This is a genomic window from Azospirillum sp. B21 (assembly GCF_008364825.1).
Lineage (GTDB): Bacteria > Pseudomonadota > Alphaproteobacteria > Azospirillales > Azospirillaceae > Azospirillum.
This window is the reverse complement of record NZ_VTTO01000006.1, coordinates 192,067-214,809: the sequence shown is the minus strand read 5'-3', so window position 1 is coordinate 214,809 and position 22,743 is coordinate 192,067. Positions and strand designations below refer to the sequence as shown.

General features: G+C 67.7%; 24 protein-coding genes and 2 tRNA genes. 14 read left to right on the top strand and 12 right to left on the bottom strand.

From position 1 onward, the window contains the following. Window positions 1-39: 39 nt before the first annotated feature. A complete protein-coding gene (locus tag FZ983_RS16535) occupies window positions 40-990 on the bottom strand; it encodes a DMT family transporter (protein ID WP_149224611.1) in 951 nt (316 codons plus the stop codon). Between the two features lie 402 nt (window positions 991-1,392). On the opposite strand from FZ983_RS16535, the gene FZ983_RS16530 reads away from it, so the two are divergent. The 7 genes from FZ983_RS16530 to FZ983_RS16500 all read left to right on the top strand — a co-directional run bounded on the left by FZ983_RS16530 (window position 1,393) and on the right by FZ983_RS16500 (window position 8,333). Further along, a complete protein-coding gene (locus tag FZ983_RS16530) occupies window positions 1,393-2,991 on the top strand; it encodes an ABC transporter substrate-binding protein (RefSeq protein WP_149224610.1) in 1,599 nt (532 codons plus the stop codon). Between the two features lie 214 nt (window positions 2,992-3,205). Beyond that, the gene (locus FZ983_RS16525; RefSeq protein WP_149224609.1) at window positions 3,206-4,216 is read left to right on the top strand and encodes an ABC transporter permease subunit; all 1,011 of its coding nucleotides are present in this window, start codon (window positions 3,206-3,208) and stop codon (window positions 4,214-4,216) included. 9 nt (window positions 4,217-4,225) lie between these two features. After that, entirely contained in the window at window positions 4,226-5,149 is a 924-nt protein-coding gene (locus tag FZ983_RS16520; protein WP_149224608.1) for an ABC transporter permease subunit, read from the top strand. Between the two features lie 4 nt (window positions 5,150-5,153). Continuing rightward, window positions 5,154-6,143, top strand: coding sequence for an ABC transporter ATP-binding protein (locus FZ983_RS16515; RefSeq protein ID WP_149224607.1), 990 nt, complete (start codon window positions 5,154-5,156; stop codon window positions 6,141-6,143). Next, window positions 6,143-7,156: a peptide ABC transporter ATP-binding protein gene (locus FZ983_RS16510; protein ID WP_149224606.1), complete on the top strand. Its 1,014-nt coding sequence runs from the start codon at window positions 6,143-6,145 to the stop codon at window positions 7,154-7,156. The genes FZ983_RS16515 and FZ983_RS16510 overlap by 1 nt, the downstream gene beginning before the upstream one ends. Window positions 7,157-7,263: 107 nt before the next feature. Further along, window positions 7,264-7,752, top strand: coding sequence for a YajQ family cyclic di-GMP-binding protein (locus FZ983_RS16505; protein WP_149224605.1), 489 nt, complete (start codon window positions 7,264-7,266; stop codon window positions 7,750-7,752). Window positions 7,753-7,925: 173 nt separating this feature from the next. Beyond that, window positions 7,926-8,333 carry a hypothetical protein gene (locus tag FZ983_RS16500; RefSeq protein WP_149224604.1) on the top strand — a complete coding sequence of 136 codons (408 nt, stop codon included), beginning with the start codon at window positions 7,926-7,928 and terminating at the stop codon, window positions 8,331-8,333. 10 nt (window positions 8,334-8,343) lie between these two features. Here FZ983_RS16500 and FZ983_RS16495 read toward each other — a convergent pair whose 3' ends face one another. From FZ983_RS16495 to FZ983_RS16485, 3 genes are read right to left on the bottom strand one after another with little or no spacing between them, the layout of a single operon-like run. After that, window positions 8,344-9,231, bottom strand: a complete 888-nt coding sequence (locus FZ983_RS16495; protein WP_149224832.1) for a S49 family peptidase — start codon at window positions 9,229-9,231, stop codon at window positions 8,344-8,346. Between the two features lie 49 nt (window positions 9,232-9,280). Continuing rightward, a complete protein-coding gene (locus FZ983_RS16490; RefSeq protein ID WP_149224603.1) occupies window positions 9,281-10,051 on the bottom strand; it encodes a methyltransferase in 771 nt (256 codons plus the stop codon). Next, on the bottom strand, window positions 10,048-10,254 hold the full coding sequence (locus FZ983_RS16485) for a DUF2007 domain-containing protein (protein ID WP_149224602.1): 207 nt from the start codon (window positions 10,252-10,254) through the stop codon (window positions 10,048-10,050). Before FZ983_RS16485 ends, FZ983_RS16490 begins: the two co-directional genes overlap by 4 nt. Before the next feature lie 117 nt (window positions 10,255-10,371). Between FZ983_RS16485 and FZ983_RS16480 the strand changes: the two genes are divergently transcribed. From FZ983_RS16480 to FZ983_RS16470, 3 genes are all read left to right on the top strand, one after another. Further along, on the top strand, window positions 10,372-11,388 hold the full coding sequence (locus FZ983_RS16480; protein WP_149224601.1) for a polyprenyl synthetase family protein: 1,017 nt from the start codon (window positions 10,372-10,374) through the stop codon (window positions 11,386-11,388). 131 nt (window positions 11,389-11,519) lie between these two features. Then, a tRNA-Pro gene (locus FZ983_RS16475) sits at window positions 11,520-11,596 on the top strand. A gap of 201 nt (window positions 11,597-11,797) precedes the next feature. Continuing rightward, window positions 11,798-11,874 (top strand) — tRNA-Pro (locus tag FZ983_RS16470). Between the two features lie 211 nt (window positions 11,875-12,085). Here the strand turns inward: FZ983_RS16470 and FZ983_RS16465 are convergent. Next, window positions 12,086-12,886 (bottom strand): metallophosphoesterase family protein, encoded by an 801-nt coding sequence (locus FZ983_RS16465; RefSeq protein ID WP_149224600.1) that lies wholly within the window; start codon window positions 12,884-12,886, stop codon window positions 12,086-12,088. Between the two features lie 279 nt (window positions 12,887-13,165). Here FZ983_RS16465 and FZ983_RS16460 point away from each other — a divergent pair, with 279 nt between their 5' ends. Next, window positions 13,166-14,428, top strand: coding sequence for an ABC transporter substrate-binding protein (locus FZ983_RS16460; protein WP_149224599.1), 1,263 nt, complete (start codon window positions 13,166-13,168; stop codon window positions 14,426-14,428). 153 nt (window positions 14,429-14,581) lie between these two features. Here the strand turns inward: FZ983_RS16460 and FZ983_RS16455 are convergent, their stop codons facing one another. Beyond that, window positions 14,582-15,226 (bottom strand): trimeric intracellular cation channel family protein, encoded by a 645-nt coding sequence (locus tag FZ983_RS16455; protein ID WP_149224598.1) that lies wholly within the window; start codon window positions 15,224-15,226, stop codon window positions 14,582-14,584. A gap of 76 nt (window positions 15,227-15,302) precedes the next feature. Beyond that, window positions 15,303-15,863 carry a hypothetical protein gene (locus FZ983_RS16450; RefSeq protein ID WP_149224597.1) on the bottom strand — a complete coding sequence of 187 codons (561 nt, stop codon included), beginning with the start codon at window positions 15,861-15,863 and terminating at the stop codon, window positions 15,303-15,305. A 169-nt stretch (window positions 15,864-16,032) separates the two neighbouring features. On the opposite strand from FZ983_RS16450, the gene FZ983_RS16445 reads away from it, so the two are divergent. Together FZ983_RS16445 and cueR are read left to right on the top strand one after the other, a co-directional pair. After that, the gene (locus FZ983_RS16445; protein ID WP_149224596.1) at window positions 16,033-18,501 is read left to right on the top strand and encodes a heavy metal translocating P-type ATPase; all 2,469 of its coding nucleotides are present in this window, start codon (window positions 16,033-16,035) and stop codon (window positions 18,499-18,501) included. Further along, complete coding sequence (gene cueR, locus FZ983_RS16440; RefSeq protein WP_014188090.1) at window positions 18,498-18,896, top strand: Cu(I)-responsive transcriptional regulator; 399 nt, start codon at window positions 18,498-18,500, stop codon at window positions 18,894-18,896. The genes FZ983_RS16445 and cueR overlap by 4 nt, the downstream gene beginning before the upstream one ends. Before the next feature lie 208 nt (window positions 18,897-19,104). Here cueR and FZ983_RS16435 read toward each other — a convergent pair whose 3' ends face one another. Then, window positions 19,105-19,302, bottom strand: a complete 198-nt coding sequence (locus tag FZ983_RS16435) for a hypothetical protein (protein WP_149224595.1) — start codon at window positions 19,300-19,302, stop codon at window positions 19,105-19,107. A gap of 3 nt (window positions 19,303-19,305) precedes the next feature. Continuing rightward, window positions 19,306-19,491, bottom strand: coding sequence for a hypothetical protein (locus FZ983_RS16430; protein WP_149224594.1), 186 nt, complete (start codon window positions 19,489-19,491; stop codon window positions 19,306-19,308). Window positions 19,492-19,650: 159 nt separating this feature from the next. On the opposite strand from FZ983_RS16430, the gene FZ983_RS16425 reads away from it, so the two are divergent. Beyond that, the gene (locus FZ983_RS16425) at window positions 19,651-21,063 is read left to right on the top strand and encodes an MFS transporter (RefSeq protein WP_247883790.1); all 1,413 of its coding nucleotides are present in this window, start codon (window positions 19,651-19,653) and stop codon (window positions 21,061-21,063) included. A gap of 38 nt (window positions 21,064-21,101) precedes the next feature. Here the strand turns inward: FZ983_RS16425 and FZ983_RS16420 are convergent, their stop codons facing one another. The 3 genes from FZ983_RS16420 to metW all read right to left on the bottom strand — a co-directional run bounded on the left by FZ983_RS16420 (window position 21,102) and on the right by metW (window position 22,743). Beyond that, window positions 21,102-21,671, bottom strand: coding sequence for a PRC-barrel domain-containing protein (locus FZ983_RS16420; RefSeq protein WP_149224592.1), 570 nt, complete (start codon window positions 21,669-21,671; stop codon window positions 21,102-21,104). A gap of 131 nt (window positions 21,672-21,802) precedes the next feature. Continuing rightward, entirely contained in the window at window positions 21,803-22,054 is a 252-nt protein-coding gene (locus tag FZ983_RS16415) for a DUF3072 domain-containing protein (protein WP_149224591.1), read from the bottom strand. A 77-nt stretch (window positions 22,055-22,131) separates the two neighbouring features. After that, a complete protein-coding gene (gene metW / locus FZ983_RS16410) occupies window positions 22,132-22,743 on the bottom strand; it encodes a methionine biosynthesis protein MetW (protein WP_149224590.1) in 612 nt (203 codons plus the stop codon).

The window sequence follows — 22,743 nt, the reverse complement described above, 5'->3', positions numbered from 1 at the left end:
CCAAGATGGGCGGGCCGGCCGTGACGATCAAGTCGCCGATCAAGCGGCTTCGGACGCGGCCTGCGCCCGCGGTTTGCGGGCGGGCAGGGTGGCCAGCATCACCCCGGGCAGGACCAGCAGCACGCCCATCAGGTGAAAGCCCTGCAGCGGTTCCGCCAGCAGAAACCACGAGGCCAGCGCCGCCCACAGGGGCGAGACATACAGCGCGGTGGAGGCACGGGCGGCGCCCATCATCGCGATGGTCTTCTGATAGGCCAACAGCGCCAGGACCGAGGCGAACAGCGCCACCGCCACGATCGACAGGATGGTGGAGGCCGAGAAGGGCACGGGCCGCACCGCCACCGTCTCCCACGCATAGAAGGGCGCCAGCACCAGGACGCCGGCCAGCGCGTTGGCGGCGAAGGCGGTGACCACCGGCAGCGGTGTGCCCGATTGCCGCAGCAGGATGGTGTAGACCGACCAGGACACCGCCCCGGTCAGCACCAGAAGGTCGCCGACATTGAAGGACAGGTGGCGCAGCGCCTCCGGATCGCCGCGGGTCAGGATCACCAGAACCCCGGCCATCGCAAGCAGGATGCCCAGGATCTGCCGCGGCCGGATCGCATCGCCCAGCCAGAGGGCGGCCAGCGCCAGGATCATCGCCGGGCTGGTGGCGTAGATCAGGCTGGCGTTGGTGGCGCTGGTCCGCTCCAACCCATAATAGACGATGGCGCCGGAAATTCCCTGGCCCAGCACACCCAACAGCAGATAGCGGCGCCACTGCTCCTTCAACTGCCGCCGGTGGGCCAGCAGGCCGGACAGGGCGAAGGGCAGCACGATCAGGAAGGCGACGAGCCAGCGCCAGAAGGCCAGTCCGATCGGCGGCACCACATGGGCGGCCGCCCGGCCGACCACCGGGTTGGAGGCCAGCAGCGCCGATCCGACGATGTAAAGGCTGTAGGCGGCCAGCGGGCCGGAGCGCAGGGAAGACGGCAGGCTCGGAAGCGGCATCGACCGGTCGGTGTCCGAAAAGGGGTTCCATGGATGGTGCAACCCAGCCTAGCATGGCGCCCGCCACCGGCCTTCACGGCGGGTGTGCATGGCAGCCGTCCGGATCCCGTCGGCTGCGGGTAGAACCAGGGCTGCCCACCCGGATAACCTGATTCGCTGGGTAAGGAGCCTGCCGATTCGGTCAGCCGGATGGTTGGCTTTGCAACTATTTCTTTTTGGGGGTCTGAAATGTGTCCATACGGACGTATCGGCGCCTCAAAATATGCTCTGCGCCACGGTATAGCCACGTATGCATGTTGACGTTGACAGGCGCCTTGGGCACGCGCCAAATGGCGACGCTATTTCCAACGGCGTTCTGGCAAATTTTCCGTACGCTTTAACCGGAATCGGGAGGCAAGACGAATGAAGCGCATCCTGCTGGGTGCCGGGCTTGGTATGGCCGCGGCGCTGGCGCTGTCGGCGCCGGCCCAGGCGGCGAAGACCCTTGTTTACTGCTCCGAGGGTAGCCCCGAAAACTTCAACCCCATGTTGAATACGACCGGCACCAGCTTCGACGTGGCCCTCCCGGTCTACAACAACCTGGTCCAGTTCGAACATGGCGGCACCAAGGTCATTCCCGGCCTTGCCGAATCCTGGACCATCTCCGACGATGGGCTGGTCTATACCTTCAAGCTGCGCGCCGGTGCCAAGTGGCACAGCGTCGGTGATTTCAAGCCGACGCGCGATGCCAACGCCGACGACGTGATCTTCTCGTTCGAGCGCCAGTGGAAGCCGGATCACCCCTTCCACAAGGTCTCCGGCGGCGCCTACGACTACTTCAACGACATGGCGATGCCCAAGCTGTTGAAGTCGATCGAGAAGGTTGACGACCTGACGGTCAAGTTCACGCTGAACGCGGTCGAGGCGCCGTTCCTGGCCAACCTCGCCATGCCGTTCGCGCCGATCATGTCTGCCGAATATGCGGCGATGCTTCAGAAGAAGGGCACGCCGGAGAAGCTGGACCAGGTTCCGGTCGGCACCGGCCCGTTCCAGTTCGTCGCCTACCAGAAGGACGCCGTGATCCGTTACAAGGCGTTCGAGCAGTTCTGGGGCGGCAAGCAGCCGCTGGACAACCTCGTCTTCGCGATCACGCCCGATGCGGCGGTCCGTCTGGCCAAGCTGAAGGCCAACGAATGCCAGGTGATGCCGTACCCGAACCCGGCGGACATCGACGCGATGAAGAAGGACGGCTCGATCGTCGTTCAGGAGCAGGAAGGCCTGAACGTCGGTTACGTCTCCTTCAACGTGACGAAGAAGCCGTTCGACGACGTCCGCGTCCGCCGCGCAGTCAGCATGGCGATGGACAAGAAGGCGATGGTCGCCGCGGTCTATCAGGCCGCCGGTGTCCCGGCCAAGAACCCGATTCCGCCGACCATGTGGTCGTACAACGACTCGATCGAGGACTATCCGTACGACGTCGAGCGGGCGAAGAAGCTGCTGGCCGACGCCGGCTATCCGAACGGCTTCGAGACCGACCTGTGGGCGATGCCGGTGCAGCGCCCGTACAACCCCAACGCCAAGCGCATCGCCGAGATGATGCAGGCCGACCTCGCCAAGGTTGGCATCAAGGCGAAGATCGTGCAGTACGAATGGGGTGAGTACCGCAAGCGCATGCAGCAGGGCGAGCACCAGATGGGCATGCTCGGCTGGACCGGCGACAACGGCGATCCCGACAACTTCCTCTACACCCTGCTGGGTTGCGAGGCGGCGCGTCAGGGCGGCAACAACCTGTCGAAGTGGTGCAACAAGGAGTTCGACGACCTCGTCGTCCAGGCCAAGCGCACCACCGACATCGCCGCGCGCACCAAGCTGTACGAACAGTCCCAGGTCATCTTCAAGGAAGAGGCCCCCTGGTACACCATCGCCCACTCGGTGGTTTACATGGGCCTCGCCAAGAACGTCGTCGGCTACAAGATGGATCCGTTCGGCATCCATCGCTTCGAAGGCGTCGACCTGAAGTGATGCGGACCGCACGCCCGGCGAAACGGGCGTGCGAAAAGGAGTGAGGGGGGCGTGGTTGCCGCGCCTCCCGACTTTTTGAGACGAGTTGCATTCCCGGCTCCGCGTAAGCGGGGTCGGGCCAGGGTGGGGCAAGTGCCCCTGACGGAACGGGGCGTTGTCGAGGCAGCGCTCCGTTCCAGTTTTCACCATAGTTTTAAAAAACGAGTACCCGTCGATGCTTCGCTTCATCCTGACGCGGGTGAGCTTGGTGATTCCGACCTTTCTCGGCATCACCTTTCTGACCTTCATCCTGATCCGGCTGGTTCCCGGCGACCCCATCGAGGTGCGCGTCGGCGAACGGGGCATCGCGCCCGAACGGCTGGCCGCCCTTCGCCATGAACTGGGTCTGGACCGGCCGCTCTGGCAGCAGTTCCTCGATTATGTCGGCAACGTGCTGTCCGGTGATTTCGGCCTGTCGCTGGTCACCCACAATTCGGTGCTCAGCGAGTTCATCGCCCTGTTCCCGGCCACCCTGGAACTGGCGATGTGCGCGATGCTGTTCGCGACGCTGGTCGGGCTGCCCGCCGGGATCCTGGCGGCTGTGAAACGCGGCTCGCTGTTCGACCACGGCGTGATGGGCATCAGCCTGACCGGCTATTCGATGCCGATCTTCTGGTGGGGACTGCTGCTGATCCTGTTCTTCTCGGTCGGGCTGGGCTGGACCCCGGTGTCGGGACGCCTGGACCTGATCCATTATGTCGAGCCCGTCACCGGCTTCATGCTGATCGACACGCTGATGGCCGGCGAATACGAGGCGTTCCGCTCCGCGTTGGGCCATCTGGTGCTGCCGACCATCGTGCTGGGAACCGTGCCGCTGGCCGTGGTGGCGCGCATGACGCGCTCGGCGATGCTGGAGGTGCTGGGCGAGGACTACATCCGCACTGCCCGCGCCAAGGGTCTGGACAGCGGCCGGGTCATCGGCATGCATGCGCTGCGCAACGCGCTGATCCCGGTGGTGACCGTCATCGGACTGCAGGTCGGCACACTGCTGGGCGGCGCCATCCTGACCGAGACCATCTTCTCCTGGCCGGGTGTCGGCAAATGGCTGATCGAATCGATCAACCGCCGCGACTATCCGGCCCTGCAGGGCGGTGTCCTGCTGATCGCCACCTCGGTGATCCTGGTCAACCTGCTGGTGGACGTGCTCTACGGCGTCCTCAACCCCCGCATCCGTCACGCGCGGTGAGGCCAATCCATGTCCGCTGAATTCTCGACCAACGCAGATCCCGCCACCCCGGAAACCGTCGCGGTCTCGCGCCCGCCGCACCCGCTGACCGAGTTCTGGTATCACTTCAGGCAGAACAAGGGCGCGCTGGCCGGTCTGGTGGTGATCCTGATGATCGCCACCATCGCTGTGCTGGCCGGCGTGATCGCCCCGCACGACCCCGACATCCAGTACCGCGACGCCATCCTGACGCCGCCGGTCTGGCAGGAGGGCGGAAGCTGGACCTACATCCTGGGCACCGACGACATCGGCCGCGACATGCTGTCGCGCCTGATGTACGGCGCCCGGCTGTCGATGATGATCGGCCTGATCGTCGTCACCCTGTCGCTGGCCGTCGGGCTGGGGCTGGGGCTGCTCGCCGGCTTCTTCGGCGGGATCGCCGACGTGCTGATCATGCGCGCCATGGACATCCTGCTGGCGCTGCCCTCGCTGCTGCTGGCCGTGGTGGTGGCCGCCATCCTCGGGCCGGGGCTGGTGAACGCCATGCTGGCGGTCTCGGTGGTGGTGATCCCGCACTATGCCCGCCTCACCCGCGCCGCCGTGCTGGCGGAGGTGAACAAGGACTATGTCGTCGCCTCGCGCGTCGCCGGGGCCGGGCCGCTGCGCCTGATGCTGATCGTGGTGCTGCCGAACTGTCTGGCGCCGCTGATCGTGCAGGCGACGCTGGGCTTCTCCACCGCCATCCTGGACGCCGCGGCGCTGGGCTTCCTCGGCCTTGGCGCGCAGCCGCCGACGCCGGAGTGGGGCACCATGCTGGCCTCCTCGCTGCAGTTCCTCCAGCGCGCCCCCTGGGTCGTGACCTGGCCCGGCATCGCCATCCTGGTGACTGTGCTGGCCTTCAATCTGTTGGGCGACGGTCTTCGCGACGCGCTCGACCCTAAGCTGAAGCGTTGACCTCATGCCTCTTCTCGACATCAAGAACCTGTCGGTCGAGTTCACCACCCGCGCCGGCACCTTCCGCGCGGTGGATGGCATCGACCTGACCGTGGACGAGGGCGAGGTCGTCGGCATCGTCGGCGAATCCGGCTCCGGCAAGTCCGTGACCTCGCTGGCCGTGATGGGGCTTCTCGGCTCCAACGGCCACGTGATCGCCGACCGGATGATGTTCGCCGGCAAGGACCTGCTGACCATGCCCGCCGCCCAGCGCCGGAAGATCACCGGCAAGGACGTCGCCATGGTCTTCCAGGAGCCGATGACCAGCCTCAATCCCTGCTTCACCGTCGGCTTCCAGATCATGGAGACGCTGCGCGTGCATGAGGGGCTGTCCGGCAAGGCGCTGCGCAACCGCGCCATCGCCCTGCTGGAGCAGGTCGGCATCCCGGCGCCGGAAACCCGCCTGTCCGCCTTCCCGCACCAGCTGTCGGGCGGCATGAACCAGCGCGTGATGATCGCCATCGCCATCGCCTGCAACCCGCGCCTGCTGGTGGCGGACGAGCCGACGACGGCGCTGGACGTGACCATCCAGAAGCAGATCCTCGACCTGCTGGTCCAGCTGCAGCGCGAGCGCGGCATGGCGCTGATCCTGATCACCCACGACATGGGCGTGGTGGCGGAGACGGCCCAGCGCGTCGTCGTGATGTATGCCGGGCAGGTGGCGGAGACACGCCCCGTCCATTCGCTGTTCGAGCGGCCGCGCCACCCCTACACCGGCGCCCTGCTCGACGCCCTGCCGGAACGGGCGCTGGGCAAGCGCCGGCTGCCGACCATTCCCGGCATGGTGCCGGGCATCGCCGACCGTCCGGCCGGCTGCCTGTTCAGCCCGCGCTGCCGCTTTGCCGATGCCCGCTGCCGTGCCGAGCGCCCGGCCCTGTTCGACGTGGACGACGGGCGCGCGCGCTGTTTCTACCCGCTGCCGGACGGCCATCTCGCCGCCGGGGAGGCGCTGTGATGAGCACCGAGACCGAACCCCATATCGTCGAGGCGGAGGCCGACCGGTCGGTCGTGCTGGAAGCCCGCGAGCTGCGCAAGCACTATGCCGTCAAGCGCGGCGCCTTCAAGCCGATGGCGACGGTGAAGGCGCTGGACGGCGTGTCCTTCCGCCTGCAGGCCGGCAAGACACTGGCCGTGGTCGGCGAATCGGGCTGCGGCAAGTCGACGCTCGCCCGCTCCGTCACCATGATCGAGCCGCCGACCTCGGGCGAGCTGCATTATGACGGCCGCGACGTGGTCGGGCGCAGTGCGGCGGAGATGAAGGAGCTGCGCCGCACGGTGCAGATGGTCTTCCAGAATCCCTACGGCTCGCTGAACCCGCGCAAGACGGTGGGTTCCATCCTGACCGAGCCGCTGGTGATCAACACCGCCATGGACAAGCACGAGCGGCGCGACCGCGCGGTGGCCATGATGGGGAAGGTTGGCCTGCGGCCCGATCAGGTCGACCGCTATCCGCACATGTTCTCCGGCGGCCAGCGCCAGCGCATCGCCATCGCCCGCGCCCTGATGCTGAACCCGCGCGTCGTCGTGGCGGACGAACCGGTGTCGGCGCTCGACGTGTCGATCCAGGCGCAGGTGCTGAACCTGATGATGGATCTGCAGGAAGAGCTGAACCTCGCCTACCTGTTCATCTCCCACGATCTCAGCGTGGTGCGGCACATCGCCGATTCGCTGATGGTGATGTATCTGGGCAAGCCGGTGGAGCATGGCGCCAAGGACGTGGTCTTCACCCGGCCGCGCCATCCCTACACCCGCATCCTGCTGGCGGCGACGCCGCGGGTGAACCCGGACCTGCGGGTCGAGCGGGTGGTGCCGAAGGGCGAACTGCCGTCCCCGTTGAACCCGCCGCCGGGCTGCGCGTTCCACAAGCGCTGCCCCTTCGCCACCGACCGCTGCGCCGCGGAGGTTCCGCCGCTGCGCCCCGTCGACGAGCGGCTGGTCGCCTGCCATTACGCCGAAGAGATGAACTGAGAAGGGCAGGGTGCCTGTCGGGGAAGGCGGCTGTTGAGTGCGGCGGCCGTCTTCTTTACGGTGCGCCCGATTCGTTCATCGATAGTCCTATCAGGGAGAGAGCCGCCATGCCGTCCTTCGACATCGTGTCCAAGACGGACGTCCACGAGATCGACAACGCCCTCGCCGGCGTCCGCCGCGAGATCGAGACCCGGTTCGACTTCAAGGGCTCGAAATGCACGGTCGAGCGGACCGAGAACGACATCGTTCTGCTGGCCGACGACGCCACCAAGCTGGAACAGATGCAGGAGCTGTTGCGAGTCTATGTGACCCGCCGGAAGCTTGATGCCGCGGCGCTGGATTTCTCCGCCAAGCCGGAACGGGCGGCGGGCGACGCGCTGCGCCACACCGTGACGATCAAGCAGGGAATCGCGCAGGATCTGGCGAAGACCATCGTCAAGGGGATCAAGGACAGCAAGATGAAGGTCCAGGTCTCGATCCAGGGCGACGAGCTGCGGGTGACGGGCAAGAAGCGCGACGACCTGCAGGATGCCATCGCCGTGGTCAAGCGGCTGGGCATCGAACAGCCGCTGCAGTACCAGAACTTTCGCGACTGATCGCTGGGCAAGCCTTGCCGCCCACTGGGTAACTTCTGCCGGGCGGCTGGGAAATTTTTGCCGGTCAAATCGTCGCAGGGGCGGCCCTGACCCTTGCGATCCGCCGGTTGTGTCGATGGCGTGATTTTTGCGTGTACCCCTGCGGTTCGCCACTAACCGCAGGGGATCATCCCATGTCGATGATGGCCAACAGCGAGGCCACGCAAGCCATGCGCATCCGGGCGGAAGACGTCCTGGAGCGCAAAGGGACGGGTGCGTCCAGGCAGGCGGGTGCGCTGGCCGGCCAGTTCGCGGCGATGCTGGAAACCCTGAACGGGGTGGGGGAGGGCGGAGTCTCCGCCGCCGACGGCGCCGGGGTGGTGCCGAACGCACAGCCCGCGGTGCGGCTCGGCGTCGGTGCGGTCACCCTGTTCGCCCAGGATGTCGGCCAGGCCGACTCCGGGATGGACGCCGCAGCGGCGGTGCCGGACCCTCAGGACCCGGCCACCGCCATGCAGGTGGTGGAAAGCGCCATCCAGGCCGGCGACGGCACCAACTTCCGCTGGCTGACCACCCTGCTGACCCAGAACTCCGCGGCCTAGCCGAAATCGCTTAAAGACCCAGCCTCGCCCAGGCCGCCCAGTCGTCCATCGACGTGCGGGCGGCGGCGACCAAGGCGTCGGCGAAGGCTTCCGGTGCTCCGGCTTCCGGCAGCGGTGCGTCTCCCCCCGTCCGCAGACCGAGCCGCCGCAGCATGCCGCGCTCCTGCTGCACCACGCGCAGCCGCACCTTCTCGCCAAAGCGGCCGCGCATGACCGAGCGCAGGTCGCCCAACCCGTCGATCAGCCCCAGCGCCAGTGCTTTGCGTCCCGCCCAGAAGGCGCCGGAGAACAGCTCCTCCTCCGACCCGGTCAGCCGGGATCCGCGCCGGGCGCGCACCATCGCCTTGAACGCCTCGTGGATGTCGGCCTGCAGCGCCTTCAGATGGGCGACGCCGTCCTCCCGCTCCGGGGAGAAGGGGTCGAGCAGGACCTTCTTGTCGCCGGCGGTGTAGAGGCGCCGTTCGATGCCGTGGCGCTCGATCAGTTCATGCAGGCCGAAGCCCGACGACACCACGCCGATGGACCCGACGATGGAGCTTTCGTCGGCCCAGATCTCGTCCGCCGCACAGGCCAGCCAATAGCCGCCCGACGCCGCCGCGTCCTCGCAGAAGGCGAAGACCGGAACCTTCTTTTCCTCCGCCAGATCGCGGATCCGCTTGGCGATCAGCGCGGACTGAACCGGCGACCCGCCCGGCGAGTTGATGATCAGCGCCACCGCCTTCTGGTCCTTGGGCGCGAAGGCGCGTTCCAACAGCGGGGCGACGCCGGCCAGCGACAGGCCGGAACGGAACGGGCCGCCCTGGCCGATGACGCCGGACAGGCGGACGACGGACACCAGCGGCCCGGCCTTGCGCCAGGGGCCGAAGGGGAGTTTGGCGAGGAGGGATTGCAGGCTCATGCCCGCAGAGATGGGATTGAAGTCTCCCATTTGAAAGGCTCCGTCCGCGCTAAAATACAAGCGCCTCGGCATCGCGCAGCACCCGCTCCGCCGCCGGGCTGTAGCCGCCTTCCGGGTTGTGGACGGTGAGGCCGGCGGTCAGCCGGGCCGGCGCCCTGCCGCCCTTGCGGGCGACCAGCAGGAGCCGCTTGGCCTCCACCCCCGGCTTCGGCCACAGCGGCACCAGGACAAGGCTACCGAACCGTCCGCGCAACGCCTGCAGGATGTCGTCGATACGGTCGGCACGGTGGACCATCGTCAACGTGCCGCGCGGCTTCAGCATCGCATCGGCGAAACGGACCCAGTCCGGCAGCCCTGCCGCACCTTCCACATTCGCCGCGGCCTTCCAGTCGTCGGGCGGGCGGCAGGCCGCGCCGGCCTTCAGATAGGGAGGATTCATCATCACCCGGTCGAATCCGGCGCTGCCAAGGACCTGCGGCGGGGCCAGCAGGTCGCCCTGCACCACCTCCACCCGCTCGGCGACTCCGCTCAGGACCGCATTGCGGCGGGCGAAGGCGCAGGCGTCGGCCCGCTGTTCCAGCCCGATCACGGCGGCGGCCGGCACCCGGACGGCGAGGCACAGTGCCGCAGCCCCGGTGCCGGTGCCGACGTCGAGCACCCGCTCGCCATCGGTCGCGGCGGTGATGGCGGCGAGGAAGACCGGATCGATGGCGGCACGGTAGCCGCCATCGGGCTGGAGCAGCCGTACCCGCCCGTTCAGCAGGAAATCCGGCTGCGCTGACAGGGGTGTTTCCGGACGCGGAACGATATCGTCACTCACGCTTCGCCGGCCTCGCGCAGGACGCGGATGGCTTGGTCGGCATCGTCGCTGTCCACCATCAGCCGTCGCGGGATGGCGCCGATGGATCCCTCCAGGATGCTGGTGTGGGTGTCCAGCACGATGGCCTCGATCCCGGCGTCGGCCAGCAGGGCGACCAGCCAGGACAATCGGACGGGGTCGGTGATGCGCAACAGCTCGATCATCGGGTCTCGGAAGAATGGGCGTCTCGAAAGAACGGTCCCCTGCGGACTTGACCGAAGAGGCTAGGCCGTTATGCTCCCTAGCGCAAATTCTGGCGTCAATCACCCGTGGAGTCGACCTTGGCGGTCGTTACCAACTTCGAGCCGAAACGGCGCAAGTCTACCCCGCTCGACGACCTGACCGCTTTGGTGGCCGAGGACCTCAGCGCCGTCAACCAGATCATCCTCGACCGCATGCAGTCGCAGGTCGAGATGATCCCCCAGTTGGCCGGCTACCTGATCGCGGCCGGCGGCAAGCGCCTGCGCCCGGTGCTGACGCTGGCGGCGGCCAACATGTGCGGTTATCAGGGCGAGCATCACCGGTTGCTGGCCGCGGTGGTCGAGTTCATCCACAGCGCGACCCTGCTGCACGACGACGTCGTCGACGAAAGCGACCTGCGCCGCGGCATGGCGTCGGCCAATGCGGTGTTCGGCAACAAGGCCAGCGTGCTGGTCGGCGACTTCCTGTTCTCCCGCGCCTTCGAGATGATGGTGGAGGTGCAGTCGCTCGACGTGCTGCGCATCCTGTCGGGCGCCTCGGCCATCATCGCCGAGGGCGAGGTGCTGCAACTGCGCACCACCAACGACACCGAGACCAGCGAGCAGGCTTATCTCGAAGTCATCAAGGGCAAGACGGCCGAGCTGTTCGCCGCCGCTTGCCGCGTCGGCGCCGTCGTCGCCAACCGCCCGCAGGCGGAGGAGATGGCGCTCTACGACTACGGCATGAATCTGGGCATCGCCTTCCAGCTGGTCGACGACGTGCTGGATTACTCGGCCCTTCAGGCGAAGCTCGGCAAGACCGTTGGCGACGATTTCCGCGAGGGCAAGATCACCCTGCCGGTCGTGCTGGCCTTCCGCCGCGGCAACGACGAGGAACGCACCTTCTGGCGCCGGGTGATGGAAGACCTCGACCAGAAGGACGGCGACCTGGAACATGCCCAGGCGCTGATGGCCCGCCACAACGCGCTGAAGGACACGGTGGAGCGGGCGCGCCATTACGGCTCCATCGCCCGTGACAGCCTGGGGCTGTTCGCCGAGGGGCCGATCAAGCAGGCCCTGCTGGAAGTCATTGATTTCGTGATCGATCGCGATTTCTGAGCCGGTTGAAAGGGGGTGGGCCGGCGGGCCGGATCTTTTTGACGATGACGCATTTTTTGCGTTGCGCGCCGGGGCCGGACCGTTTATACACCCCCTCCACCGGCGGACGACACGTCTGACGGTGACAGGACCGGAGAGTAGCTCAGCCTGGTAGAGCACTGCTTTCGGGAGGCAGGGGCCGGAGGTTCGAATCCTCTCTCTCCGACCAACAGAAAAGGGCTTCCGGAGAAATCCGGAAGCCCTTTTTCTTTTCGCGGCCTTGCTTTGCGGTCCCCGGCGGCCCGGACTTCATGTGTTTCGGGAATGGCAAAGATGCAGTATCCAGCCTGTGACTTTGCATTGCGCGGCGGCGCGGAACCGTTTATACACCCCCTCCACCAGCGGACGACACGTCCGACGGTGACAGGACCGGAGAGTAGCTCAGCCTGGTAGAGCACTGCTTTCGGGAGGCAGGGGCCGGAGGTTCGAATCCTCTCTCTCCGACCAACAAGACAAGGGCTTCCGGAGAAATCCGGGAGCCCTTGTCGTTTTTGGTGATTGTTGTTTGGCGGAATGCTCCGCCCCCTCCCTAACCCTCCCCCGCCTTTTGCGGGAGAGGGGACTGCCGCCGCTTTGCATAAGGCACCCTCTCCCGCGATCGGACCGGCCTTCGGCCGGGCGGGGGAGGGTCGGGGAGGGGGCGACCGCGCCTAAACTCTCACACCGTGCACAAGAACCGTCGATCCGTCCCCTCCAGAACCAGGGCGGTCAGCCGGTTCGTGGCATAGGCGCCGGTGTCGATGCCGATGCGGTTGTGCAGCAACTCCGGCTCGGGCGCGATGGTGTGGCCGTGGACGACGATCTTGCCATGGTCGGCGCGCGAGGTCAGGAAGGTCTCGCGGATCCACAGGCGGTCCTTGTCCTCCTGCTGGTCGAGCGGAATGCCGGGGCGGACACCGGCATGGACGAAATGGTAATCGCCGATGGTCAGGTGGTTGCGCAACCCGGTCAGGAAGGCGCGGTGGTGGGGCGGCAGCAGGCCGTTCAGCATCATCTGCGCCTGCAGCAGATGTTCCGGCGGCGCTTCGGGGTCGGGTGCCGGGATGCCATAGCTTTCCAGCGTCGCGTCCCCGCCATAGGTCAGCCATCCGGGTGCGACGCGCAGGTCGGACAGGAAGCCCAGCATCGTGTCCTCGTGGTTGCCGCGCAGGAACACGGCGCCGAAGACCGGCGGCAGACCGCAGGCGAGCCGTTCGATCACCAGTCGCGAATCCGGCCCGCGGTCGACATAGTCGCCAAGGAAGACAAGGTATTTCAAAAGGTTCGGCGCCTGATCGGCGTCGCGGGCGATCTGCCCCAGCATCTGGTCGAGCAGGTCGAGCCGGCCATGGATGTCGCCGACCGCATAGACGCGCATGCCGCGCGGCACCGACGCGGGTCCTGCCCGGCCGCCGAAGGGACCGGTCGAGGAGCCGCCCGATATGGCCTCCGTCCACAGTTTGCGTGCCAAGCTCAACATGTGGTCGTTCTCGAAGTCGTCACATCCCGTTCCGTAACCTTTGGATGGGCCTTGCCTCCTTCAAGTACCTGCTCAAAAGGATAATCCTGTTGCATCGCAATACGCCCTTCTCCCTTCGCCGCCCCTATGGCGAAGGACGGATGGGCGGCAGGTACTTGGTCGTTCCGTTGCGCATGGAAGGCCTTCGGCGATTCCACTTTGACACGGAGGGGCGTGCCGGTGGAATCTTCGGTCTACCAAAGTTGCATCGTGTCCAGCCAAAAAGGCCCCCGTCGCATCATGACCAACGATCATAAGAACCGTTCCACCGGAGGACTCGCCCTTTCCCGCCGCACGCTCGGTCAGGCGGCGATCGCCGGCGGCGTGCTGGCCGGCTTCGGCCGCGCCCCGGTCTTCGCCCAGGACACCACGCTGAAGGTCGGCGTCCTGCTGCCGCGTTCCGGCCTGCTGGCCCAGGCGGGCCAAGCCTGCCAGCGCGGCGCGGACATTGCCCCGGCGGTGCTGTCCGACCTCGGCTACAAGGTGGAGGTGATGTCGGCCGACACCGAATCGAATGCCGACGTCGCCCGCTCGCGCACGGAAAAGCTGATCAACGACGGCGCCCATGTGATCGTCGGTGCCTTCGACAGCGGCCAGACCGCTGCCGCCGCCCAGGTCTGCGAGCAGCGCGGCGTGCCTTTGGTGATGAACATCGCCGCCGCCGACAAGCTGACGGAGCAGGGCTACAAGACCGTCTTCCGCAACTTCCCGACCTCCACCATGCTGGTGTCGAACGGGATGTCGCTGATGAAGGATTTGTTCGCCGCCACCGGCACCACGCCGAAGACGGCGGTGTTCCTGCACGCCAACGACACCTTCGGCATGGCGAACAAGGCGGCCATCGACGCGCTGTTCCCCAAGCTGGACATGCCCTTCCAAATCCTGGAATCGATCGCCTACGACCCCAAGGCGCAGGATCTGGCGGTGGAGGTGGCGAAGGCCAAGGCCACCGGGGCGGAACTCGCCATCGTCACCACGCGCGCCAACGACGCCATCATGATGGTGCGCGAGATGGTGAAGCAGCGGTGGGAGCCGAAGGGCATCGTCTCCCCCGGTTCGCCCGGCCTGTACGACGAGCAGTTCTACAAGGTTCTGGGCAAATACGCCGACTACGCCATCACCAACCTGCCCTGGTACGATCCCAAGGCGGCGATGACCAAGCGCGTCGAGGCGGCCTTCAAGAAGCAGTTCCCCAATGACCGCTTCGAGGGCTATGCATTCAACGTCGCCTTCACCTTCGAGGCGATCCTGGTCGCCGCCGACGCCTTCAAGCGCGCCGGCACCGCGGAGTCCTCGGCCCTGCTGACGGCGCTGCGCCAGACCAACCTGTCGGACAAGCTGATGGTCGGCCCGGCGATCACCTTCGACGAGAAGGGCCAGAACACCAGCCTGGTTTCCGCCTGCATCCAGAACCACAAGCTGCGCCCGACGGTGGTGCTGCCGAAGGCCTCTGCCGAAGCCGACCCGGTGTTCCCGATGCCGGGCTGGGGCAAGCGGGCGTAAATTCGTGGGCATATGGTGATTATCCCTTCTCCCCCCTGGGGAGAAGGTTAGGATGAGGAGGTTCGGCGCAGCCGAAGAGATCCTCGAAGCGGGTCCCCCTCACCCCGACCCTCTCCCCGGGGGGAGAGGGGGACAAAGGCAAATACGCTTCCCTCAGCTCCCCGGTGCACGCGGCGCGCTCCAGTTGCGCTGTACGCTCACGACACGCAGCAGGAACGCGGCGAGTGCGCCGACCACCGCGACCGGCACCGGCGGCAAGTCCAGCTGCCGGCCGGCGATCACCACCACGGCTCCCAGCAGCGCCGCCATGGCGTAGATCTCCTCGCGCAGCACCCGCGGAACCTCGGCCACCAGCAGGTCGCGCATGGCTCCGCCGCCGCAGGCGGTCATCACGCCCAGCAGGGCCGCCGGCAGCGGGCTGAGGCCGTAGGACAACGCCTTGCTGCAGCCGGCGACGGTGAACAGCCCCAGCCCGGCGGCGTCGAGCACCATCACCGGCTTGCCCAGCCGGTTGATCGGCTTGTGGAACAGGAAGGCGGCCAAGCCGGCGGCCAGGGCGACCAGCAGATAGCGGTCGTCCAGCACACTGGCGGGCGGCAGCGAGCCGATCAGCAGATCGCGCACCACGCCGCCGGCGAGCGCCGCGGCCAGCGACAGCACCATCACCCCGAACAGGTCCAGTTGCTTGCGCACCGCCAGCGTGCCGCCGCTGAGTCCGAAGACGAACACGCCGACGAAATCCATCACCGTCAGCAGGATGGACAGATCGGTCGGCATCGGAATGGGAAGCGTCGGCATGGCGGGACTCGGGCGGAGGAATGCTATGCCCATGGATTGAGCACAGCACCCCCCGCAAAGCCAAGCGAAACCTATGCTACACGGTGTCGGGCGCCGACAGCCGGATGCCCATCCGCCGCGCCTCCAGCATGAATGCGCGGGTCATCTGCAGCAGGTCGGTCCGCCAGTAGAGCTGCGTCAGCGGCTCGTCGAGGAAATTCTCCGGCATCATGGCGTAGCAGTAGGTCTCCACCACCCGGACATCCTGTTTCCAGGGATCGACGCCGTCGCGCCAGCCGATGGTCCAGCCGGCATGGCCGGCGCCGATGGCCCAGCGTTCGAAATGCGGGGCGATGGTGTTGCTGTCGATGGGGTCCTTCACCGGCACCTGATAGATCGCGACGAAGCGCCAGACATTCAGTTGAAGCCGCATCAGCAACGAATCGCCGAAGGCGCCGATGCGGTACAGGCAGTCGGGCGAGCCGGGGGCGTGGCTGAAGGTGACCTCCGCCCGCCGCAGCTCGGTCAGCGGCGTGGCGGACGGGGCGTCGGCCAGCGGCGGCGTCTCGTACTCCACGGCGCGCAAATCCTCGACGACGTCATGGGTCAGCATGCGGGAAACGCGGCTCTGTGCCTCGGCGATGGTCAGGCGGGTCAAGGGGCTGGTCCCTTCTCGCTGGTGGCAGGTGGCTTGCGGTCAGGACACGAACGCCCTGTCCGGCCATTTGTTCATGAAACGGCGACTCTGCGTCGATCGGCCCCTTGACCTTCCAATCGTTGGAAGCCCCATATCACTCCATGCCGAGCGGAATCGAAGGAGAACCGGCATGACCACGACCCAGACCAGCAGCAGCGCGACGACCACCGCCGCACCCCCGACCGACCTCGACCTCGGCGTCTCGGGCATGACCTGCGCGTCCTGCGTCCGCCGGGTGGAGAAGGCGCTGGGCCGGGTGCCGGGCGTCACCGCCGTTTCGGTCAATCTGGCGACGGAGCGCGCGCGGCTGACCTTCGCCGGCCGGCCCGACGCCAAGGCCGCGGCCGAAGCGGTGGAGGCCGCAGGGTTCCAGGCGGAACGGCGGGAGTTCGACCTGTCGGTCACCGGCATGACCTGCGCCTCCTGCGCCGGCCGGGTGGAGAAGGCTCTCGGCCGGCTGCCGGGCGTGGAGTCCGCGACGGTCAATCTGGCGACGGAGCGCGCCCATGTCGTCGCCTTCGCCGGCAGCCTGGAGGCCGCCGATCTGGTTGCTGCGGTGGAGAAGGTCGGCTATGGCGCCGCGCCCGTCGCTCAAGGCGGCGAGCAGGCGGAGGAGGAGGCTCGGGCCGACCGTGGCCGGCGCGACCTGCGCCATGTGCTGATCGCCTCGGCCCTGTCGCTGCCGCTGCTGGCCGGCATGATCGGCGACTTGTTCGGGGCGGACTGGATGCTGCCGGGCTGGTTGCAGCTGATCCTGGCCAGCATCGTGCAGTTCTGGCTGGGCGCGCGCTTCTACCGCGCCGGCTGGAACGCCGTGCGGGCAGGGGCCGGCAACATGGATTTGCTGGTGGCGCTCGGCACCTCGGCGGCCTGGGGACTCAGCCTCTACCTGATGCTGACGGCCCATGAAGGGCACCAGCCGCATCTCTATTTCGAAGCATCGTCGGTGCTGATCACCTTCGTGTTGTTCGGCAAATGGCTGGAGGCGCGGGCCAAGGGCCAGACCGCGGCGGCGATCCGCGCGCTGATGGATTTGCGCCCGGCCACCGCCCGGCTTCGCCGCGACGGCGTGGAGACCGAGGTGCCGGTGGAGCGTGTGCGCGTCGGCGACCATGTGGTGGTCCGCCCCGGCGAGCGGGTGCCGGTCGACGGCAGAGTGGTGGAGGGCAGCGGCGGCGTCGACGAGTCGATGCTGACCGGCGAGAGCCTGCCAGTCGACAAGGAACCCGGCGCCCGCGTCACCGGCGGCTCGATCAACGGCGACGGGCTGCTGGTGGTGGAGACCACGGCGGTCGGCACCGAAACCATGCTGGCCCAGATCGTTCGCATGGTCGAGGGCGCCCAGGCGTCGAAGGCGCCGATCCAGCGGCTGGTCGACCGGGTCAGCGCGGTGTTCGTCCCGGCGGTGCTGGTGGTGGCGGCGCTGACGCTTGCCGGCTGGTGGATCGTCGGCGGCGATTTGGAGGCGGCCATCGTCACCGCGGTGTCGGTCCTGGTCATCGCCTGCCCCTGCGCGCTGGGTCTGGCGACGCCGACCGCGATCATGGTCGGCACCGGGGTCGCTGCCCACCACGGCATTCTCATCAAGGACGCCGAGGCGCTGGAGCGCGCCCATGCCCTGACCGCCATCGCCTTCGACAAGACCGGCACCCTGACGGAAGGCAAGCCGCAGGTCACCGACCTGATCCCGGCCGACGGTGTGGACGGCGCGACCCTGCTGCGCCTCGCCGCCGCGCTCCAGGCCGGCAGCGAGCATCCGCTCGCCCACGCGCTGCGGGAGCGGGCCAAGGCGGCCGGCATGGCGGCGGAGCCGGTGAGCGACTTCCGCGCGCTGCCCGGCCGCGGCGTCGCCGGCATGGTGGAAGGACGGCGGCTGCAACTCGGCAACGCCCGCGCGGTGGAGGAGGCCGGCCTGCAGCCGGGCGCTCTTGCCGCACAGGCGGAGGCGCTTTCGGCCAGCGGCCGCACCCTGTCCTGGTTGATGGAGGTCGGGCTGATCGAGGTCGGCGAGGCACCCCGCCTGCTCGGCCTCGTCGCCTTCGGCGACACGGTGAAGGAGAGTGCGGTCACCGCGGTCACGTCCCTGAAGGCGCAGGGGGTGGAGTCGGTGATGGTGACCGGTGACGGCTGGGGCGCTGCCCGCTCCGTCGCCGCGGCCTTGGGCATCGAGCGGGTGTTCGCCGAGGTGCTGCCCGGCGACAAGGCGGCCGTGGTCGCGACGCTGAAGGGGGAGGGCAAAATCGTCGGCATGGTCGGCGACGGCATCAACGACGCGCCGGCGCTCGCCGCGGCCGATGTCGGCATCGCCATGGCGACTGGGACCGACGTGGCGATGCACAGCGCCGGGGTCACCCTGATGCGCGGCGACCCGCGGCTGGTGGCGGGAGCCATCGACGTCTCGCGGCGGACCTATTCGAAGATCCGGCAGGGGCTGTTCTGGGCCTTCGCTTACAACGTGATCGGAATCCCGCTGGCGGCCTCGGGCAATCTCAGCCCGGTGCTGGCGGGGGCGGCGATGGCGCTCAGTTCGGTCAGCGTGGTGGTGAACGCCCTGACCCTGCGCGGCTGGGCGCCGCCGAAGCGGGAGGATGTGCGATGAAGGACGGCATGACCATCGGCGACGCCGCCAAGGCCTCGGGCGTGAACGCCAAGCTGATCCGCTATTACGAGTCCATCGGACTGATCCCGGAGGCCGGGCGGACGGCGTCGGGTTACCGCGTCTACAGCGGCACGGACGTCAATGTGCTGCGCTTCGTCAAGCGGGCGCGGACGCTGGGTTTCGGGATCGAGCGCATCCAGAAGCTGGTCGGTCTGTGGCAGGACCGCACTCGCTGCAGTTCGGAGGTCAAGCGGATCGCGCTGCAGCACATCGACGAACTGGAGGCGAAGATCGCCGAGTTGCAGGCGATGCGCGACACGCTGCATGAGCTTGCCGACGCCTGTCACGGCGACGAACGGCCGGAATGCCCGATCCTGAAGGACTTGTCGTCGTGAGAAGGACTCCCTCTCCCGCTCTGTATCCCCTCTCCCCCCTGGGGAGAGGGTTAGGGTGAGGGGGATGCGTTGCGTGGCTCATGGATATTCATGTCACGCTCCATTCTTCCCCAAATTCACCCTATGCATCCCCCTCACCCCGACCCTCTCCCGGGGGGAGAGGGGGAATGCCTGTTGAGAGAGGGGAGCCGGAAAGGGTTCACGCACTCTACCGCTTCGTCTTCGGATCATGCGTGTGGTGGAGGTCGCGTTCACCGCCGCCGCTGGAACTGCCGGACTGGCGGCCGTTGGTCGGTTCACCCGGATGCGGGTGCTTTTCCTGCGTCGCCGCCGGCTTGTCGGCGTTCTGCTGGCTGCTGCCGGGACCGCCATGGTGGCGGTCGGTGGCTTCATTGTGCTTGGTCATGCCTCACCGATCCTGCTGGTAGCCCTGGTGGGTGGTGTTCTGCCGGGTGTTGCCGGGCTGGCCCTGTTCCTTGGTGTTGGGGGCGCCGCGGTTGCTGGCACCGTCGTCCGGCGAGGCGCTGGTCGCCGGCTCGCCGGGACCCTTGTCGCTGCGGCCCTCGGGCGGAACGGGCGGGATGTGCTTGGTCATGGTGGCGCTCCTTTGGGTTGGCTCGCGTCCCATTCCAACAGGAGCGCGGGAGAGGGGTTCCGGTCTGACATAGTCCCACCCCCGCGCTCGGCTTCCGCAATGCTTTCATGCGAAATTGCTGCGACCGCGCAACAGCGGTCGGCCTCTATGCTGACCGGCATGTCCAGTCCCCCCATGCCGACCGTCTCCGCCGCCCCGTCCGCAATCCCGAAGCCGCCGGCTGTCGCCGACGGGCTGCCGGTGCCGCAACGCTATTGGGCGATGGCGGCGATGACCGTCGCGCTGATCATGGCGGTTCTGGACGGGGTGGTCGCAAACATCGCCCTGCCGACGATCCAGCGCGAGTTCGGGGTGGACGCCGCCGGTGCGATCTGGGTGGTCAACGCCTATCAGCTGGCGGTCACCGTCTCGCTGTTCCCGCTGGCGTCGCTGGGCGACATCATCGGCTACCGCAAGGTCTACTGGGGCGGGCTTGCCGTCTTCACCGTGGCTTCGCTGGCCTGCGCGCTGTCGCCCAGCCTGCCGCTGCTGACCGCCGCGCGCGTTCTGCAGGGCATCGGCGGCGCCGGCATCATGAGCGTCAATCTGGCGCTGGTGCGCCACATCTACCCATCCACCCATCTCGGGCGCGGGGTCGGCTACAACGCGATGATCGTTGCCGTGTCCTCCGCGGCGGGGCCGAGTTTGGCGGCGCTGATCCTGTCGGTCGCCTCGTGGCCTTGGCTGTTCGCCGTCAACGTGCCGCTGGGGCTGGCGGCGCTGGCGGTGGCGGCGCGGGCGATGCCGGTCTCCACACCCGCCGGTCACCGCTTCGACTGGGTGAGCGCCCTGCTGAACGCCGGCATGCTCGGCCTGCTGATCATCGGCTTCAAGGGGGTGGACGGCAGTCAGCCCGGCTGGCAGGTCGCGGCGGAGCTGGCGGGCGCGCTGATCCTGGGCGTGACGCTGGTGCGGCGGGAGCTGTCGCAATCCGCGCCGCTGCTGCCGGTGGACCTGCTGCGCCGGCCGGTCTTCGCCCTGACCGTGGTGACCTCGGTCTGCGCCTTCGCCTCGCAGAACATCGTCTTCGTGGCGATGCCCTTCTTTTTCGAGGATGTGCTGCACCGGTCGCTGGCCGAATCCGGGCTGCTGATGACACCCTGGCCGCTGATGGTGGCGCTGGTGGCACCAATTTCCGGCCGGCTGGCCGACCGGTACGAGCCGACGCGCCTTGCGGCGGCCGGGCTGGCGCTGTTCGCCACCGGGCTGGCGCTGATGGCGCTGCTGCCGCCCGATCCGTCGACGCTGGACGTGGTGTGGCGGATGGCGCTGGCCGGCTTCGGCTTCGGCCTGTTCCAGACCCCGAACAACAAGGTGCTGGTCACCAGCGCGCCGAAGGAGCGCAGCGGCGGTGCCAGCGGCATCCAGGCGACCGGCCGGCTGTTGGGCCAGACGCTGGGTGCCGCGACGGTCGGGCTGGTCTTCAGCGCGGTGGGCAAGGCGGACGGCAGCGTCACGGTGCTGTGGCTGGGCGCCGCGCTGTGCGCGGTGGCCTGCCTGACCGGCCTGTTCCGCCGCCGCCCGGCCGCCTGAGCCTTTACCGGCCGTTGGGCGTTATTGGCCGTCCGGCTTTACTGGTTGTCGGGGCGGGTCACTGTCGGCTCGCTGCCATAGGCGAAGGTCGGTGCCTTGCCGATGTCGGCCTGCTCCATGTCCAGGACCGGCCCGTCAGGACCGTTGGTCAGGGCGCCGGCCGGCAGCGCGACCAGCTTGTCGCCCAACCCCAGCACATCGTTCGGCGCGACGACGATGCGGTCGATCCGGTCGCCCGGCTGGCTGAGGGTGAAGTCGAGGATCCGGCCGCCCGGCTGGCCGTCGCGCGTGCGCAGCTCCGTCCCCACCATCGACCGTGCCTGATCGGGGTTGAGGGAAGCGGAGGGAAGGGCGGCCACCGGCGGCGAACCGGCAGGCGGGGCCTGGTTCTGCATTTCCTGCGAGGGGGCCTCGCCGCTGACGCCCGGTGGGGAAGCGACCGGCCCCGTGGTCGGCTGGTCGTCCGGCCGGGGCGCGGTCATCAGCGGCGGGGCGGTGCCCTGTGCCATGGTTTCGGCCGCGGCGCCGGGTGTCGGCGCGGTCTGGGCCAGGGTGGTGCCGGTCATCAGCAGCAATGCGGCGGGTAGAAGCAAGACAGGGCGAAGCATGGGGCGACCCTTCCGTTCGGATTCGGTATCGCCCTGGGTAACAGCCCAATAGGCCCGCAGGTTGCCGACGGGGTGGTCGTATAAGGACTCCCTCTCCCGAGGAGGGAGAGGGCACCTGTCGTCGAACGCCGTTACTTCCCCCGTCCGGTCTTGTCCTGCAGCGCATCGATCCGTTTGGAGGCCTCCGCCTTGGTCAGGCCGTCGTCGAAGGACTCTCCGGCCTCCTCGCTCAGCGTCTTCAGGTAGGAGGCCTGGGCGCCGGTCATCGGCTCGTCGCCGGTGGTCCAGTCGTCGGGGTTCTTGTCCCGGTTGGACGTGTCGGCACCGGTCTTCGGATTCTCGTGGGACTGGTCGTGCCGGTCGGCGGTGTGCTTGGCGGTCATGGTCCGTACCTCTTCAAAAAGGAACGCATCATGAACAGCATCGCAGGCGGAAGGTTCCTGCCCGCATGACGGAAAACTCACCCGCCGTTGCGTTTCAGCAGGAAGACGCCCTGCTCGCCCAACAGGTTGGCGAAGCCGGAATGGGCGTGGCTGGTGACCCGGCCGGCATGGTCGAGGATGCGGGTCTGCTCGATGGTGATACCCATCTCCTCGGTCAGCACGACGAAGTCGCGCAGCGTGCAGAAATGGATGTTGGGCGTTTCCCACCACTGGTAGCCCAGCTTTTCCGTCACCGGCATGCGACCGGTCAGCAACAGCTGCAGCCGCACCCGCCAATAGCCGAAATTGGGCACCGACACGATGGCGCGGCGGCCGATGCGGCACATCATCTGCAATACGTCGCGCGGCTGCCGCATCGCCTGCAGTGTCTGGCCCAGGATGACATAGTCGAAGGCGTCGGCGGGATAGTCCTTCAGGTCGGTCTCGGCATCGCCCTGGATCACCGACAGGCCATGCGCCACGCATTGCCGCACGCCGTCCATGCTGAGTTCGATGCCGCGCCCGTCGACGTTCTTGGCGTGGGACAGATAGTCCAGCAGGGCACCGTCGCCACAGCCGACGTCCAGCACGCGGCTGTTCGGCTCCACCATCTCGGCGATCAGCTTCAGGTCGTCGCGAATATCCACCAT